The 18,008-nt window shown below is 38.8% G+C and carries 15 protein-coding genes; 11 read left to right on the plus strand and 4 right to left on the minus strand.

Annotated elements, in window-relative coordinates:
• Positions 1-29: 29 nt before the first annotated feature.
• Positions 30-2,450, minus strand: a complete 2,421-nt coding sequence (locus H9N25_RS19875) for a DUF5916 domain-containing protein (RefSeq protein ID WP_190326999.1) — start codon at positions 2,448-2,450, stop codon at positions 30-32.
• A 192-nt stretch (positions 2,451-2,642) separates the two neighbouring features.
• On the opposite strand from H9N25_RS19875, the gene ffh reads away from it, so the two are divergent.
• From ffh to H9N25_RS19905, 6 genes are all read left to right on the plus strand, one after another.
• Positions 2,643-3,980, plus strand: a complete 1,338-nt coding sequence (gene ffh / locus H9N25_RS19880; RefSeq protein ID WP_167295852.1) for a signal recognition particle protein — start codon at positions 2,643-2,645, stop codon at positions 3,978-3,980.
• A 311-nt stretch (positions 3,981-4,291) separates the two neighbouring features.
• Positions 4,292-5,830: a YifB family Mg chelatase-like AAA ATPase gene (locus tag H9N25_RS19885; RefSeq protein ID WP_190327000.1), complete on the plus strand. Its 1,539-nt coding sequence runs from the start codon at positions 4,292-4,294 to the stop codon at positions 5,828-5,830.
• A 154-nt stretch (positions 5,831-5,984) separates the two neighbouring features.
• Complete coding sequence (locus H9N25_RS19890; protein WP_190327001.1) at positions 5,985-6,395, plus strand: GxxExxY protein; 411 nt, start codon at positions 5,985-5,987, stop codon at positions 6,393-6,395.
• A 346-nt stretch (positions 6,396-6,741) separates the two neighbouring features.
• Entirely contained in the window at positions 6,742-7,116 is a 375-nt protein-coding gene (locus tag H9N25_RS19895) for a hypothetical protein (protein ID WP_167295854.1), read from the plus strand.
• A gap of 112 nt (positions 7,117-7,228) precedes the next feature.
• Positions 7,229-7,798: a Crp/Fnr family transcriptional regulator gene (locus tag H9N25_RS19900; RefSeq protein ID WP_167295855.1), complete on the plus strand. Its 570-nt coding sequence runs from the start codon at positions 7,229-7,231 to the stop codon at positions 7,796-7,798.
• Between the two features lie 84 nt (positions 7,799-7,882).
• Positions 7,883-8,563 carry a type 1 glutamine amidotransferase domain-containing protein gene (locus H9N25_RS19905; RefSeq protein ID WP_190327002.1) on the plus strand — a complete coding sequence of 227 codons (681 nt, stop codon included), beginning with the start codon at positions 7,883-7,885 and terminating at the stop codon, positions 8,561-8,563.
• Between the two features lie 54 nt (positions 8,564-8,617).
• Here the strand turns inward: H9N25_RS19905 and H9N25_RS19910 are convergent, their stop codons facing one another.
• A complete protein-coding gene (locus H9N25_RS19910; RefSeq protein WP_167295857.1) occupies positions 8,618-8,872 on the minus strand; it encodes a hypothetical protein in 255 nt (84 codons plus the stop codon).
• A gap of 149 nt (positions 8,873-9,021) precedes the next feature.
• Between H9N25_RS19910 and H9N25_RS19915 the strand changes: the two genes are divergently transcribed.
• On the plus strand, positions 9,022-10,404 hold the full coding sequence (locus tag H9N25_RS19915) for an MBL fold metallo-hydrolase RNA specificity domain-containing protein (RefSeq protein WP_169502701.1): 1,383 nt from the start codon (positions 9,022-9,024) through the stop codon (positions 10,402-10,404).
• Between the two features lie 146 nt (positions 10,405-10,550).
• Here H9N25_RS19915 and H9N25_RS19920 read toward each other — a convergent pair whose 3' ends face one another.
• Both H9N25_RS19920 and proB read right to left on the minus strand, forming a co-directional pair.
• Positions 10,551-11,798 (minus strand): glutamate-5-semialdehyde dehydrogenase, encoded by a 1,248-nt coding sequence (locus H9N25_RS19920; protein WP_169502700.1) that lies wholly within the window; start codon positions 11,796-11,798, stop codon positions 10,551-10,553.
• Between the two features lie 132 nt (positions 11,799-11,930).
• Complete coding sequence (proB, locus tag H9N25_RS19925; RefSeq protein WP_169502699.1) at positions 11,931-13,010, minus strand: glutamate 5-kinase; 1,080 nt, start codon at positions 13,008-13,010, stop codon at positions 11,931-11,933.
• A 354-nt stretch (positions 13,011-13,364) separates the two neighbouring features.
• Here proB and H9N25_RS19930 point away from each other — a divergent pair, with 354 nt between their 5' ends.
• From H9N25_RS19930 to def, 4 genes are all read left to right on the plus strand, one after another.
• Positions 13,365-15,515, plus strand: coding sequence for a S9 family peptidase (locus tag H9N25_RS19930; protein WP_190327003.1), 2,151 nt, complete (start codon positions 13,365-13,367; stop codon positions 15,513-15,515).
• Positions 15,516-15,641: 126 nt separating this feature from the next.
• Positions 15,642-16,094, plus strand: a complete 453-nt coding sequence (locus tag H9N25_RS19935; protein ID WP_167295862.1) for a hypothetical protein — start codon at positions 15,642-15,644, stop codon at positions 16,092-16,094.
• A gap of 26 nt (positions 16,095-16,120) precedes the next feature.
• Entirely contained in the window at positions 16,121-17,353 is a 1,233-nt protein-coding gene (locus H9N25_RS19940; protein ID WP_167295863.1) for a M16 family metallopeptidase, read from the plus strand.
• A gap of 91 nt (positions 17,354-17,444) precedes the next feature.
• Positions 17,445-18,005 carry a peptide deformylase gene (gene def / locus H9N25_RS19945; RefSeq protein ID WP_169502697.1) on the plus strand — a complete coding sequence of 187 codons (561 nt, stop codon included), beginning with the start codon at positions 17,445-17,447 and terminating at the stop codon, positions 18,003-18,005.
• Positions 18,006-18,008 lie beyond the last annotated feature (3 nt).

An 18,008-nucleotide genomic window follows, 5' to 3' on the forward strand; every position in this document is an offset into this window, starting at 1 on the left:
GCCAGGAAATGACTACTCAAATCCGTAGTTTAATTCTTTTTCCTTTTCTTCTTAAGGTCTAGATAATCTACATAATACAAAACCTTCACCGAAAGGCTGTTATTCTGCGGAGCGTTTAAAATCCCGCTCAGGTTTTTATTATAACGCGCTGTATAAAAGGTATCATAAGTTTCGGCAGCATCCTTGTACGAAACCGAGAGGGTGCTACCAGGCGCAAACTGCCAAGTATAAATTAAATCAATATTAAATACGTTATAATTTCTATCCATCCCGGTTAACGGCGCTCCTTGATATGCTGTTAAATGGCCATCAGGCTTAAGCAGGTAAAATTCTTTATTTCTTCTATCACTCCAATAATGCCTTAGTGCAATGGTTAGCCCCATTAAATTGGTAAAGGTGTATTTAGCATCAAATGAGTTTTCTACCGTCCGGCGGTCGTATTTCGAAAAAATAGCCTGATTACCCTGTGCCGTTACCCAGTTTACGTAATTGTAATTGGGGTTAAAATTCAGGTCTAAACCAAAGGCAATCTTGTCATTTAACCTCAGGTTCTGAAAAAAGTAAAAGTTATATTGTTTACCTCCGAAAAGCTGCTGTTCAAAATACCGCACATTTCCACCAAAATTATAGGCTTTGGCGCGGTTGGGGTTTATATACAGGCCAATGCCGTAGTTTTCTGGTGCGCGGTATAACTGGCCGTTTCGCGCCTCATAAAAGTCATTACTTTTTCTCTCCCAGCTTAAATCTAATTCTGCCGACCATTGATTTTTAAATTGAACCCAATATCCTGCATTTGTACTTGTTTTTTGATAAGCACTGGGTATTGCCCTGCGAGAATAATTCAGATTAAACCAACTTTCAAATTGATTATACCATTTGCTTGGCTTGTATACGTTGTAACCAATACCAATCCGCTGATCTAAAAAGTTGTTATTGGTAAAGAAACCCATATCTGATGGATCAAATTTATCATCAGCATATACCTGATTGTAACTCCAGGTAAAGTTGCCGCTCTGTTTACCAAACCTTAAGGTGTAGCTATAACCCGTACTCGATTCTTCACCCCGTAAATAGCTCATTTTACCCCCGCCGTTTACGAAATATTTATTGCCTTTATTGTTTAAATTGAAAAGCAGGGCACTCACATTGGCATCGTAAGCAGAACCTTGCCTAAGCACGTTCGTGTTGATAAACGTAGCCGAACTGTTGTTTTTTAACGACTGGTCGAAAACCAAAATATTATAATTGGTAAGTGGTTGTGTTTCTACCATCCGAAGGTTGCCCTGAGCATCCTCTACCTCGGTTTCCATACTATTGGTAATTGCATTAAAAATGCCAATACCAAGTCCTTTAGCCGTTCGCCCAGAAATCTTCGTGGCATTTAACACCTTGGCCTCAGTTTGATCTTTTACAATTTTATCGCTGCCTACCTCCCTATAATTATAATAAGCTGGTATAGAGCCGATCCGTTTCGAATAAAACAGGTCGCCTTTATTAAACAGCTCTGTTCCTTCTGTAAAAAACTGTCGGTTTTCATTAAATTTCACTTCAAAAGGAGTAAGGTTTAATATCCGGTTATCAGACTGAACCTGTCCAAAATCGGGCACCAAAGTCATATCCAAAGTGAAGCTGTTGTTGATTCCATATTTAACGTCCATCCCTCCGTTAAAACGTGATGTTGTATTTTTTACTCCAGGCAAATTAGCAGGATAATGGTTTACATAGGCCGAAATATAGGGTGAAAAGGATAATCTTAACGGAGGTTTAACATCTTTGATTCCCATCCACAATCCTTCCTGGTTGATAAAACCATTTACTTTAGGGTCTACAAAATTCCAAAATGTCTGCGTATTGCTCCGTTGTATCCTGCGGCTAAAATTCAAACCCCAATTCTGGACCTCCTTACTGGAAAAACGCAGGGCCGAATAAGGGATTTTCATTTCACAGGTCCAGCCTTTATCATCAATTTTAACTGCACTTTCCCATACCGCGTTCCAGTTCGCATCTTCATCACCAACCTGCGAGTATTTGGCATCAAACTGAACGCCCGCAGCCGTAACAAAAAAGCCGTTTCCATTCATTTTATCGTAAAATGGGTCGACAATAATCGAAATGAAATCGGCATTGCCAATATTATCCCTCGAAACCAGCTCGTGCGATACACTGTCAGAATGATCATACATTCGGGCGTAAACATATATCGCAACATCATCATAAAGTAGCTTCATTTCGGTGCGCCGATCATGGGTTTCTACCTTTCCCGGATTTGGCCTGATCTGAATAAAATCAGTCGCTATGGGAACATTATTCCAGCATTCATCATCTAAAATACCATCTATTTTGGGGCTTAACGAGGTTCTTTTAGCTTCAAGATGTTTTTGCTTGGAGATATCCTGAGCAGAACAAAAAGCACAAATAAATATGAAAAAAAGGAGGCTGCAGCGTTTCATTCGTTTAGGTTAGTTAGGTATAAGACCGCCGCTTAACCAAAATGTTGCACCAAAAGAAAAATTTAATGTTCATCTTCCTAAAGTTTTGACTTTGAGTTGCTAAGATTTACAAGCAAAATTTGATACATTTGCCTTTTATTAAAAACAAGTAGCTTTTTGCCTTCAGGCAATAAGCCTTTAGCTTAAAAAAAGATGTTTGATAATTTACAGGACAAGCTAGACAGAGCATTTAAAGTACTAAAAGGACAAGGCAGCATTACGGAAATCAACGTGGCAGAAACCATGAAAGAAATCCGCAAAGCATTACTAGATGCCGATGTTAACTATAAAACAGCAAAAGCATTTACTGATGATGTAAGGCAAAAAGCTTTGGGGCAAAACGTACTTACTGCCGTTTCTCCAGGTCAATTGCTTACCAAAATAATGAACGATGAACTTGCAGCCTTAATGGGTGGCGAAGTTACAGAGTTAGATACTAAGGCAAATCCTACTATTATTTTAATTGCAGGTTTAAACGGTGCAGGTAAAACTACTTTTGCAGGTAAACTGGCGTTACATTTAAAAAGTAAGGGCAAAAAACCGCTGTTGGTAGCAGGTGACATGTACCGCCCAGCGGCTGTAGATCAATTAGAGGTTTTAGGAACCTCGGTTGGCGTTTCAGTTTATGCTAACCGCGCATCAAACGATCCTGTTGGTATTGCCTTAGAGGGTATTGCACACGGTAAACAAAATGGAAATAACGTAATCATTATCGATACCGCTGGTCGTTTAGCGATCGACGAATCTTTAATGAACGAAATATCTGAAGTTAAGGCTAAAACTCAACCACACGAGATTTTATTTGTTGTGGATTCGATGACTGGTCAGGATGCAGTAAATACAGCTAAAGTATTTAACGATCGTTTAGATTTTACGGGCGTTGTGCTAACCAAATTAGATGGCGATACCCGTGGTGGTGCAGCTCTTTCCATTAAATCGGTAGTAAACAAGCCTATTAAATTTATCGGTACAGGCGAGAAGATGGAAGCACTTGATGTTTTCTATCCAGATCGTATGGCATCGCGTATTTTGGGCATGGGTGATGTGGTTTCGCTTGTTGAACGTGCACAAATGCAGTTCGATGAGAAAGAGGCAGCAGAACTTCAGAAGAAAATCCGCAAGAACAAATTTGATTTTAACGATTTCTACAACCAGATTCAGCAGATCAAAAAAATGGGTAACATGAAAGATCTGATGGGCATGATACCAGGTGTTGGTAAAATGATGAAGAACGTGGATATCCAGGATGATGCGTTCAAATCAATCGAAGCAATCATCAATTCGATGACACCATTTGAGAAAGAAAACCCGGATGCTATTCAGCAAAGCCGCCGTTTACGTATTGCAAAAGGTTCGGGTAGCAAGGTAGAAGAAGTAACCAAGCTCATTAAACAGTTTGAAGATATGCGTAAAATGATGAAGCAGTTTTCGAACCCGGCAGCCGCAGCAGCTATGATGAAAGGCATGCCTAAAATGCCGTTTGGCAGGTAGTTTAGCCGTTTAGGGTAGCGAAGGTTTAGGGCTTATTCCTCGAGAAAATACAAATCCCGATCAGTAATGGTCGGGATTTTTTGTTTTATTGGTTTTGGAAAAGAATGTCGGTCTTTCATAGGGGTTTCAGCCCTGCTTTCCCTAAGCCGATAGAAGAAATCGGCATTCATCCAATGAGTTTATTTAACAAAAGCAGGTAAAATCACCTCGTTAATAGATACTAAAACTTGATCTTTGTTTAAACAATCTGTATATTAGAATCAATATTCATCCCGAATAATTTACATCCGAATTTATTTTAATTAAACTAAATGCTTGTAAAAACATACGGGAGTGCTGTTTATGGTGTAAATGCACTAACCATAACCATCGAAGTGAATATTAGCGCAGGTACCAAATACTATATGGTAGGCCTGCCCGATAATGCAGTAAAAGAAAGTTTGCAAAGGGTGGCTAGTGCCATTAATGTTTCCGGGTTTCGCATGCCTAAACAGAAAATAGTGGTAAACCTGGCACCAGCCGACATCAAAAAAGAAGGATCCTCATACGATCTGCCGATTGCCATCGGCATTTTAGCAGCCTCAGGGCAAATTCCTACTGACGAACTGGAAGATTATTTTATTATGGGCGAACTTTCCTTAGATGGCAGTATACAACCTATAAAAGGAGCTTTACCAATTGCCATACAAGCACAGCAGGACGGCTTTAAAGGATTTATCTTACCCAAACAAAACGTTCGCGAAGCAGCCATTGTAAACGACTTAATTGCATATGGAGTAGAAAACCTGGCTCAGATAGTTGCTTTTTTCAATAAAAGTGAAACATTGGAACAGGTTAAAGTGAATACCAGAGAAGAATTCTTAAAAAATATCAATAACTATGAACATGATTTTGCAGATGTTAAAGGGCAAGAAAATATAAAAAGAGCCCTGGAAATTGCTGCAGCAGGTGGTCATAACGTTATTTTAATTGGTCCGCCAGGGGCGGGCAAAACCATGCTGGCCAAGCGCTTACCCACTATTTTACCACCCTTAAATTTAAATGAAGCTTTAGAAACCACCAAAATCCATTCTGTTGCCGGAAAACTCGCCGCGAGCGATGCTTTGATGACGAGCCGTCCGTACCGCTCCCCACATCATACCATTAGCGATGTAGCACTGGTAGGCGGCGGAATGAATCCACAGCCAGGAGAAATATCGCTGGCGCATAACGGCGTTTTGTTTTTAGATGAGCTACCTGAGTTTAAACGTACTGTTTTAGAGGTAATGCGCCAACCTTTAGAAGACCGTAAAGTGGCCATTGCAAGGGCAAGGTTTTCGGTAGAATACCCCGCTAGCTTTATGTTGGTGGCCTCGATGAATCCCTGCCCATGTGGTTTTTATAATCACCCGGAGAAAGATTGTGTTTGTGCACCGGGTGTGGTTCAAAAATACCTGAGTAAAATATCTGGACCACTTTTAGACCGGATTGATCTTCATGTAGAAGTTACCCCTGTTGATTTTACTGAACTTGCCTCTTCACAAGAAGCGGAAAAAAGCAACCACATCAGAACACGCGTAATTCAGGCGCGGGAAATTCAAGATCTACGTTTTGCAGATAGAGAAGAATTGCATTGCAATGCCCAAATGAGCCCGAAAATGGTCCGGAAAGTATGCCAAATCAGCGAGGCAGGAACCACCCTATTAAAATCAGCAATGGAAAGATTAGGCCTATCCGCCCGAGCGTATGATAGAATTCTGAAAGTGGCCAGAACAATCGCAGATTTAGATGGCAGTAAAAATATAGAACTCGAACATTTAGCAGAATCCATTAATTACAGGAGTCTGGATAGAGAGGGTTGGGCAGGATAAAATTATATAAATCCAGCACATAAAACTATATGCCCTATATACTTATATGGCCCATTAAACATATAATTAAATTGACCATATAGACATAGAGTTCATAGAGGGACTTAAACTATTTGTTCACTATAATACAGCCAAATTAAAATTTAAACAAATTATGACGACCAAATCTAGCTTAAGAGAATTAACCTATAACGTAATTGGGGCAGCCATTGAAATACACAAATCGCTTGGCCCCGGTTTATTAGAAAGTGTTTATCACGAATGTATGAAACATGAGCTTTCGCTTAGAGGCTTGGGGTTTTTAAGCGAAATATCTACGCCAGTTAGCTATAAGGATATCGTTGTTGCGACAACGCTCTGTTGTGATCTCCTCATTGAAGACTGCCTTGTTGTTGAAATAAAAGCTGCAAAAATTATCGAGCCTATTGCAGAGGCACAAATATTAACCTACATGAAATTGCTCGAAACACCTCAAGGATTAATCCTAAACTTTAATTGTACAAACATTTTTAGCGATGGACAAAAAACATTTGTAAACGATTTTTACCGATATTTAGCTGACTAAGCAATGCGAAAACCTATACCCAATACCAACCCCTGAACTTAGGCCGAAATAATCCAAATTTTGAAAAAGAGAAGGAACGCCTCAGGCAAATTCCTGTATACTGAACAGTTTTAGAGTTTGGTATTAGCAAATTATTGTTCCCACTTCAAGCTAATCTTAAGCATAGTTCCAAATAGCTAAATACAGCAATCAATCAGCTATTAAACAGCATGTTACCAACAGAAAAGCAACTTGATTTTCTCTTTTAAGCTTTCTGTATCTAGCATAGAAATCACCCTTTGGCATAGTCATTGTCATAGCTCTGTTACATTTATTACCTATTTAAAAACTAAAAAAAGTGAAAGAGATGAAAAAGACAGTTCAAATTTTCAGCATGCTTTTAATAGCATTAACCGTAATGGTATCATGTAAAAAAGATACCGATCCTGCAGATCGCGATTTCTTTGTGGGCACCTACAAAGGTTCTGTTTCGTATCGAAGCGGTCAAAATACCATTACCAGCAGCGATGGAAAAGTAACCGTGAGTAAAGTTGGAGAGACCTATAATTTTTACTTTGGTAATAACATTCCGGATATTACAGGAGTAAAGTTTGAAAAGAAAGGTGATAACAGCTATGTGAGTATCGGTTCGGGTTTAACAGGCATTAGCATCGATGCCAGCAACCTAACCATCAGGGTAGCCAAAGACAGTCAGATCTGGACTGCCGATTGTACCAGATAACAAGGAATAATTCAAAAATAAGGCCCGGCTCACAGTCGGGCCTTATTTTTTCTCCTTAGTTCGTTCTGAAATCAAAAATGAGTTTCATGCTTAATTTAGCTAAATTTATAGCATGAGTTTTGAATTAAAAACACACCTCGAAGAAATCATTTCCCTTAGCGACCAGGAGTTTGAGCATATAGCAGCTTATTTCAAACCCAAAACGTTAAAAAAGCACCAGTATCTGATTCAGGAAGATGAATTTGTTAATCATATCTATTTTGTAGTTAAAGGTTTATTAAAGGCCACATTTACGGATGCCAATGGCAAAGAGTATATTATCCAGTTTGCGATGGAAAACTGGTGGCTTTCCGATTTCAGGGCTTTTTATGGTCATGTTAAATCAATTACCAACATCAGCTGCCTCGAAAACTCCGAACTACTCTCCATTAGCAAAGAAAATTTAGATCAGTTATGTAGCGAAAGCCATAAAATGGAGCATTTTTTCAGGATAAAAAACAGTTTGGGCTATGTCGCTTTACAGCAAAGGATTTTATCGCTCTTAACCACAAGCCCGAAAGAGCGTTTCGAACAACTCGCACAACAGTATCCGCAATTGATGCAACGGGTTTCTAAAACAATAATTGCAGCATACCTGGGCATTTCGAGAGAAACCTTAAGCAGACTTTCGGCAAAAGTGTGATTTTGCGCACATTAAATTTGTGATTGAAGTCCTTTGCTACCAGAATCACCTGCACTAATTTTGTGATACACTTAGCATAAAAATATGAATAAGAAAGTTTTATTCGTGCTTACTAGCCACGACGAATTAGGAAACACAGGTTTAAAAACGGGTTTTTGGTCAGAAGAATTGGCAGCGCCCTATTATGCCTTAGTCGATAAAGGTATTGATATTGTTTTGGCCTCACCAAAAGGTGGTCAGCCACCAATCGACCCTAAAAGTGAAGATCCTTCTTTTCAAACCGAAACGACGAAAAGAATGGACAAAGACACTGTTCTTTTGGCCAAATTAAAGAATACTACCCCATTGGCTGATGTAGTGATGGATGATTATGATGCGGTTTTTTATCCAGGAGGCCACGGACCACTTTGGGATTTAGCAGAAAGCGCAACATCACAGCAACTCATTACCGAATTCTATACCGCCAACAAGCCTGTGGCTTTTGTATGTCATGCTCCGGGAGTGCTTAAGGATGTAAAGGTAAATGGCGAATACCTGGTGAATGGAAAAAATGTAACCGGGTTTACCAATACCGAAGAAGAAGCGGTACAATTAACAAATGTAGTACCTTTTTTAGTAGAGGATATGTTGATAAAAAATGGTGGACATTACAGCAAGATAGCCGATTGGAATCCTTATGCTGTAGTGGATGGTTTATTGATTACCGGACAAAATCCGGCTTCATCAGAAAAAGTTGCAGAAGAGTTGTTAAAGCTCCTTGCCTAAATTTAAATCCTCAACAACGATTTGGTTTTGCCCATCGCTGTTGAGGATTTCTTGTTATAATTCGTCTTCTTCCTCGTCTTCAGGTTCAGGTACATAATTTTCAATCGCCTGTCCAATTGCATTCACTTCTTCATCTTCCTCAAAAATCGGAAGTTCGGTTTTATAGTCCATTTTCAGCCAGATAGCTGAAGTATCTTTCTGGATCTGAATGTACTCCTTTCCATCTTTAAAAATGGTATACGAATCATTCCCTTCCGGAAAAACTGAATAATTAATCGGCCCTATCTCTATATCAAAAGGTTCTTGCATAACTGATATTTTCTTACAAAGATAAAAATCTTTTGAGGTTAAAGTTAGCGAAGCAGATCAACTATAATTAAAAAATTACGTCTTATTGTTTAAAAATCCCGTCAATTATATTACTTTACGGCTAAAGATTTTACGCGATAGATAAGAAGATGAAGTTAACGTTTTGGGGAGCAGCACAGCAGGTAACAGGCAGTATGCACCTGCTCGAAATTGGGCATTATAAAATACTGATAGATTGTGGATTAGATTACGAGAAGGAAACCTATCAGGAAGAAAACCAACAATTCCCCTTCGATCCGGCAAGTATAAACCTGGTCATTTTAACCCATGCCCATATCGATCACTCTGGTAATTTGCCAACATTGGTTCGATTGGGTTTTGAAGGCCAGGTGCTTTGTACACCGCCCACAGCCGATCTTACTTCTATATTATTATTCGATTCTGTTGAACTTTTCTTAAGAAAAGCAGGTCGCAAACCACGTACTAAACGCGGTAACTTCAGCGGGCCAAAACCTTTGTACCTGCACAAACATGTAATGGATACAATAGATCGTTTTGTAACCATTGCATTTAATAAGCCCTTTAAGATTAATGGAGATATTAGCCTAACCTTTGTGCCTGTTGGTCATTTATTGGGCGCTGCGGCAGCTATTTTAACCATAAACGATAATGGCATAGAGAAGAAAATTGCTTTTACGGGCGATATCGGCAGAGAGAACTACCCGGTGTTGGTTAATCCAGAGCCCTTGCCAGAAGTAGACTATGTAGTAAGTGAGGCCACTTATGGCGGCAGAATGCACACCAAAGATCAAACACTGGAAGAAAGATTGGTTCAGGAGATTACCGAAGCCTGTATTAAAAGCCCTGGTCGATTGATTATTCCTGCATTTAGCATCGGCCGTACACAATCGCTGGTATTTGCCTTAAACCAGATTTTCACCAAAAAACTATTACCACCTATTCAGATTTTTGTAGATAGCCCGATGGCCATACAAGCTACCGAGGTTTACCGCAAACACCATAACCTGGTAAACCAGGAAGCGAAAGATTTTTACCAAACCATGGGCGATGAGTTTGAATTTGAGCACCTGGCTTATGTTCAAACCATGAAAGAAAGTAAAGATGTTTCCAATTATTTCGATCCCTGTATTATTATTTCATCTGCGGGTATGCTAGAAGGCGGAAGGATTCAGGATCACTTATATTACAACATTCAGAACTATTACTGCACCATTCTTTTTATTGGCTATTGTGCCAAAGGAACGCTTGGCTACAAACTATTAAGCGGAGCACCGATTGTCCGGATCAAAGACCGAGAAATGATGGTTTACGCCACCATCCGTCAAACCGATCTACTCAGTGGCCATGGTGATCATAACGATTTAGTAAAAACAATTAAACAAACCGGTCAGCCTAAAAAAGTTTTCCTGGTGCATGGTGAAGATAAAAGCCTGCAAAGTTTATCATTGGCATTACAAGAAGATGGTTTTAACGTGGAGGTGCCTGAAAGGGGAGCGACGTTTGAATTATAAGTTAAATTTGTTCATTCATCATTTATTCATTAGTGTTTTATGGCTCATGGTTTTTTAGTCCAAAGATTAATAGACAAATAAGCCATTGACCATTACGATCAATCCAAAACTTAGGATTCTTCGTTACATTCAGAATGACAATAACATCAACCCCTCACTTGTCCATCACCTCTAACCACCCACTTATAACTGGTTAATTCTTCAAGTCCCATTGGTCCGCGGGCGTGAAGTTTTTGTGTACTAATGCCTATTTCGGCACCAAGGCCAAACTGTGCACCATCCGTAAAGCCGGTAGAGGCATTTGCATACACCGCAGCAGCATCTACTTCATTTAAAAATTGGGCGATATTAGCAGCATCTTCAGAAATAATGGCTTCACTATGTTTAGAGCTATAATCGGCAATGTGGTTCAGTGCCTCAGCTAAATCAGCTACTATTTTAACAGCTAGCCTTAACGATAAAAACTCGGTACCAAAATGTTCAGGTGAAGCTTGGTTTAATAGGTGAGATGGGTAAGAAGATTTTAATACGCCATAGCTTTTTTCATCTGCATATAATTCTACATTTCCATCAGCCAAAGGGGATAAAAGTACTGGCAGATCATTCAATCTGTTTTCGTTAACCAGCACACAATCTAAAGAATTGCAAACACTCACCCTCCTGGTTTTAGCGTTAAAAATAATCGCTTTTCCTTTCTCTAAATCACCCGTCTCATCAAAATAAGTATGAACAATTCCGGCTCCGGTTTCAATAACCGGGATTTTACTGTTTTCGCGAACATAATTGATTAAGGATTGACTTCCCCTCGGGATCAAAACATCTACAAAACCTCTTGCATCTAATAATGCTTCGGTTGCGGCTCTTTCGGCTGGCAATAGGGTTAAAACATTACGATTGATTTTATACTTATCCAAAACCTCGTGTATCACCTTTGCAATAGCCAGATTCGAAAATTCAGCATCACTGCCTCCTTTTAGCACAGCAACATTTCCGGTTTTAAAACAAAGTGAAAATACATCCGCGGTAACATTTGGTCGTGCCTCGTAAATTACTCCAACTACTCCCAAAGGCACACTAACTTTTTGTATATGAAGCTGGTTCTGCAGCGTTTTATCCGAAAGAATTTTACCTAGTGGGCTGCTTAAACTCGCAACATTTTCAAGATCGTTCGCAATATCCGCAATACGTGTTGCGCTCAACTTTAACCTGTCGTATTTAGGGTCTTCTATAGGCATTTTAGCTAAATCCTTTTCGTTTTCAGTAAGAATCTCCTCTGTGTTTGCCACTAAAGCAGCAGCTAGATCTATTAGGACAGCATCTGTTGTTTCTTTGCTTAAGCTAACCAAAGTACGACTTGCCTGTTTTGCTTTTTCGAAGTATTGTTTGTAATCCATTTTGTTAATTATTAACCGCAAAGAGCGCCAGGTTTTCGCAGAGAAACACAAAGCTAGTTGCGTTCTTTCATTTTATTCATATTGCCTCTGCGTTCTTTTGCGTCTTCTCTTTGTGTCCTTTGCGGTAAACCTTTAAATAGCCGAATAAAAATAATCGTAATGTACCAGCGCTTTCTGTTTCTTCTGCCCGATTCTTTCTCTGGCTTTATCAGAGCCATATTCTGCAATACCTAATCCGATCAGGTTGTTTTTTTCGTCGATAATTTTAATAATATCGCCTTTTAAAAAGTCGGTTTGTATTTCGATAATCCCTACGGGCAACAAGCTGGTTGCTTTGCCTGAGGTTAATACTGCTTTTGCGCCATCATTTAATTTCACCACGCCAGTTGCCGCGGTTTCAGAATGGGCAATCCATTTTTTCTTGCCTGATTTGCTTTTTTCGGGCACAAAACGTGTATGCACCAATTCATTGTTTAACAGAGAGGTCAGCACATCGTCTTTCGTCCCGTTGGCAATATGGACTGTGATGCCCAGTTTAGCCACTTTTTGTGCCATGGTTGATTTAGTAATCATTCCACCACGGCCAAACTGAGATTTACCCGTTTGTATAAAAGAAGCCAGGTTAGCAACCGAACCATTAATTTCCTCAATAACAACCGATCCTTCAATTTTCGGGTCGCCGTTGTAAATGCCGTTTACATTGGATAAAATAATTAAGGCATCAGCATTTAACATCGAAGCAATTAATCCTGCCAATTCATCATTATCGGTAAACATCAGCTCAGTAACCGAAACCACATCATTTTCATTCACCACAGGTATTACCTCATTTTGAAGCAAAATCTGTAAGCAATTTTTCATATTTAAATAATGTGCTCGGTCACGGAAATCTTCCTTCGTAACCAAAACCTGTGCACACTGAATTTCATGGGTGGCAAAAAAATTAGCATAGGTATTAATCAGTTTAACCTGACCAATGGCCGCTAATAGTTGTCTAGTGGTTACGGCATCTTGTTTTTCAGATACCTTGATCAAACTTCGGCCCGATGCTACTGCACCTGAAGATACCAAAATAACTTCAATACCAAGTTTTTTTATATCTGCCAGTTGATTTACAAGGTGTTTAATCCTTGCTTCATCAGGCAAACCATTCGCTTGTGTAATTACATTCGAACCAACTTTAACAACTATTTTTTTATACCCTAATTTCATTATTATGTTCAAGCAATTTGATGCGGCAATTTACCATCAATTTTTCTAATTCAGATGATTATCTATAGGCATAATGGATTTTTACAAAAATGGCAATGAAGAGAAGTCCCGAGTCGGAAGTCCTCAGTCTTGAGTCCACACATCAATGAATAATAATCAATCTCCAATCATATGCGGTATTCTTTCTGCATTATACCTACAAATGAACTATTAAACCAATTAGTTTGGCGTTTAGAGTCGATTAACCGATTTAAACAGGTTATACAATTAGCCATCTCGCCACTAATGAACTATAGCAACTGAACTATTGAACTAAATTATTTAAATTGCATTCAACCGAAATTCAAATCACCTATGAAACGTATCTTACCCAGCCTAATCGTACTTAGTGCAATTACGGCTTGCAATAACCCACAAAAGAAAGAAATGAAAGCGATTAAGTGGCCTGATGCCAAAGCTCCAGTAGCAGAAATTATCCCTCACCAAAGAGTTATACACGGCGATACCGTAGTAGATAATTATTATTGGATGATCGATTACTTTAAAAAAGGTCCTGACAGTACAAAAGTTGTCGATTATTTAAAAGCCGAAAATACCTATCTCAACACGATGATGAAAAGTACAGATCAGTTCCAGGCTGACCTGTTTAAAGAAATGAAAGGGAGAATTAAGGAAAAAGATGAATCTGTACCTGTTTTCAGGAATGGCTATTTCTATTATACCAGAACCGAAGACGGGCAACAATATTTTAAATATTGCCGTAAAAAGGGGAGCTTATCGGCCGCTGAGGAAATACTCTTAGATGTAGATCAACTGGCAAAAGGCCATGCCTACTACAGCGCAACAGGATTTAGCGTTAGTCCCGATAATAAACTTTTAGCTTTTGGCGTAGATCAGGTTTCACGCCGCCAATATACCATCAATGTTAAAAATTTAGAAACCGGCGAAATGCTAAAGGATGCTATTACTAATACCGAAGGTGGGGTAGCATGGGCCAATGATAATAAAACGCTTTTTTACACCTCAAAAAACCCGGTTACACTATTAAGCGAAAAAATCAAAAAACACACGCTTGGTACCGATGCTAAAACGGATGTGGTTGTTTATGATGAAAAAGACAACAGTAATTATATCGGCGTAATGAAATCGAAAAATGGCCGTTTTATTTTCATTGTATCACAAGGAACATTAACTACCGAATATAGGATGATTGACGCCGATCATCCAGAAGCTGCTTTTAAAATATTTTCGCGCCGCTCAAAAGATGTACTATACGATATTTTAACGGTAGATGATAAGTTTTACATCATAACCAACTGGAATGCTAAAAACTTCCGTTTAATGCAATGCCCGCTGGATAAAACAGAAAAAGAAAACTGGAAAGAGATTATTCCAAACCGTAAAGATGTTTTACTTGAATATGGAGAAGAATTTAAAGATCATCTGGTATTATCAGAACGTAAAAATGGCTTGACCGAGCTGCATGTACTGAAAAAGGATGGCAGCGACTATTACATTAAATTCGATGAGCCGGTGTATGCTGCTGGTATTGGTGCAAATCCAGAATATAATAGTAAAACATTACGTTATTCTTATACTTCTTTAACTACGCCAAATTCTGTTTACGATTACGACCTGGAGAAAAAGGACAAAAAATTGATGAAACAACAGGAAGTTGTTGGTGGTTACGATCCAAAAGATTATGTAACGGAACGTATTTTCGCTACGGCAAAAGACGGCACAAAAATACCGATCGCCTTAGTTTACAAAAAAGGCTTTGAAAAGAATGGCCATGCACCTTTATTGCTCTATGCTTACGGATCTTACGGTTCGAGTACAGATGCAAATTTCTCTTCGCCTAGATTGAGCTTATTAAACCGTGGCTTTGTTTTCGCTATTGCGAATATTCGTGGTGGACAAGAAATGGGGCGCCAGTGGTATGAAGATGGTAAACTGATGAAAAAGAAAAACACTTTTACCGATTTTATTTCGGCTGGGGAGTATTTAATTGAACAGAAATATACCTCAAAAGGCCATTTATATGCACACGGAGGTAGCGCAGGTGGTTTACTGATGGGTGCTGTGGCCAATATGGCACCTGGTTTATGGAATGGTATTATTGCTGATGTTCCTTTTGTAGATGTAATTAATACCATGCTGGATGAAAGTATCCCGTTAACCACCAATGAGTTTGATGAGTGGGGCAATCCGAAGCAAAAAGCAGCTTACGATTATATGAAAAGCTATTCCCCTTATGAAAATGTAGAGAAAAAAGCTTACCCAAATATGTTAGTTACTACAGGCTTACACGATAGCCAGGTGCAGTATTTCGAACCTGCCAAATGGGTAGCTAAATTAAGGGCCACAAAAACCGACAAAAATGTTTTACTGCTTAAAACTAATATGGAATTTGGTCATGGTGGTGCATCTGGTCGTTTTGACTATTTAAAAGATGTGGCATTACGCTGGGCGTTTTTATTCTCGTTGGAGGGAATAACTAAATAACATTGCTAGCTTTATGCGGTTCGTCATTCCCAACTTGATTGGGAATCTTAATGCAATGGCTTTAAGATTCCCGCCTGCGCGAGAATGACGATCGCTCTTTAACAAATCACATATATTTTACCCACAATGAACACCAAACTAAAAACACTCCAGATTATCCACCTTGCTTTATGCTCCGGCGTTTTCCTATTTGCATTAGTAACCATCTTTCTCAACCGCGAAATCATGTTTTTTGATGCGAACCCCAAAACCACTTCGCCTTTTAACCCAATATTTCCAATTATGGGATTGATTACCATTTCGGCAAGCATCTTTTTTCACAGAAATTTAATGGCAAAAATCGACAAAAACGCAACAGCTGAGACTAAGATCAACATGTATCAAAGTGCATTTATCATTAGCGCAGCAATGCTAGAAGGTGGTGCGCTATTCAACATAGTTGGTTTTTTTATGACACGTAATTCATTTTTTTTAATATTCGGGGCTGCTAACTTTATCTTTTTAATACTTAAAAGGCCAACCAGAGATAAATTGATTTCCGCTTTACAATTGCAATACCCGGATACCGAGTCATTGTAAGCAATTAGCCTTATCTTTGCCCCTCAATGGAATACAATGTTCACACTTTGCCAAACGGCATACGCTTATTGCACGTACCTTCAGCCTCAGCTATATCTCACGCATGCATCATCGTCAACGCAGGATCGCGAGACGAGCCTGAGGGCAAAGCGGGTTTAGCACACTTTATTGAGCATTTGATTTTTAAGCGTACCGAAAAACGGAGCACTAACCAGATATTAAATCGTTTAGAGAGTGTTGGGGCAGATTTAAATGCCTATACCACGAAAGAATATACCTGTGTGCACGCTTCTTTTTTAAATCCATATTTAGATAGAACACTGGATCTTTTCAATGATATACTCTTCCATTCTACTTTTCCCGAAGAAGAAATGGACAAAGAGAAAAGTGTAATCCTGGATGAAATTTCTTCTTATCTGGATCAACCCGAAGAAGCTATTAATGATGATTTTGAAGATATGCTTTTCGCTGGCCATGCTTTGGGCAACAATATTTTAGGCACAACCGAATCCGTTCAGCATTTTACCCGTGAGGATGTAATTAATTTTAGAAAAGCGAATTACCGCACCAACGAAATTGTGGTGGCAGTTCTAGGCAATTATACCTTAAATAGTGTTATAAATAAAGGAAGCAAACATTTTGCTGATGTTGAAGAGAACAATCCAGATAAAGTAAGGGTAAAACCCAATATACTTCCGCAAAGCAATACTACTATTTATAAGCCGATTATGCAGGCACACTGCATTTTAGGCACGCAGGCATATTCTACACACCAATTGCAAAAGGTGCCTTTAATGCTGTTAAATAATTACTTTGGCGGCAATGGTATGAGTTCGGTATTAAATCTGCAGATCAGAGAAAAATATGGCATTGCTTATACCATCGAATCTAATTTTTCGCCTTTAAGTGATACCGGTATTTTTTCTATTTATTTCGGAACGGATAAAGAAAAACAGGCCAAAGCACTCTCTTTAATTTTTAAGGAGATTAAAAAGCTCAGAGAACATCCTTTAAACGAGGTACAGCTTCAAAAAGCCAAAAACAAATTTATCGGACAGATTGCTTTGGGTGAAGAAAACAGGATCGGTTTAATCATTTCAATGGCAAAAAGCCTGATTGATCACAACAAAATCGATTCTCTGGAAACTGTTTTCGAGAAAATAAATGCAGTTACCACCAAACAAATGGCAGAAGTTACCGATGAGATTTTAAATATCGAGCAACTGAATATCTTTACTTTCTGCCCAATAGAGGAATAATTCTTATTTTTGTAAAAAATGCTTTTGCATTGCTTTACTTTTCCATCATTGCTTCGTGCCTCGCAATGGCGGATGACATAAATATAATACAATGAAATTACCAATAGTAGCTTACGGCGATCCTGTTTTAAAAAAGGTGGGAGCCGATATTGATAAAGATTATCCAGAATTAAAACAATTGATCAGTGATATGTTCGACACCATGTATTATGCAAATGGTGTAGGCTTAGCTGCCCCTCAAATTGGTTTACCCATACGTTTGTTTATTGTAGATACAGGTGATGGCGAAGACGGTACGCCGGGCTATAAGAAAGTATTTATCAATGCAGAGATTCTGGAAGAAACGGGAGAGGCCTGGAGTTTCAACGAAGGCTGCTTAAGTATTCCTGATATCCGCGAAAATATTATGCGCAAACCCAACATCAAGATTACTTATTTTGATGAAAACTGGGTAGAGCATACTGATGATGTTGATGGAATGCCAGCACGTGTAATCCAACATGAATACGACCACATTGAAGGTAAATTATTTACTGATAAAGTAAGTGTTCTTCGTAAAACCATGCTTAAAAGCAAACTGGATGCGATTTCAAAAGGAAATATCAAAACAGATTACAAAATGAAGTTTCCAAACAAGAGCAAAAAAAGATAATGC

This window comes from Pedobacter riviphilus (assembly GCF_014692875.1).
Lineage (GTDB): Bacteria > Bacteroidota > Bacteroidia > Sphingobacteriales > Sphingobacteriaceae > Pedobacter > Pedobacter riviphilus.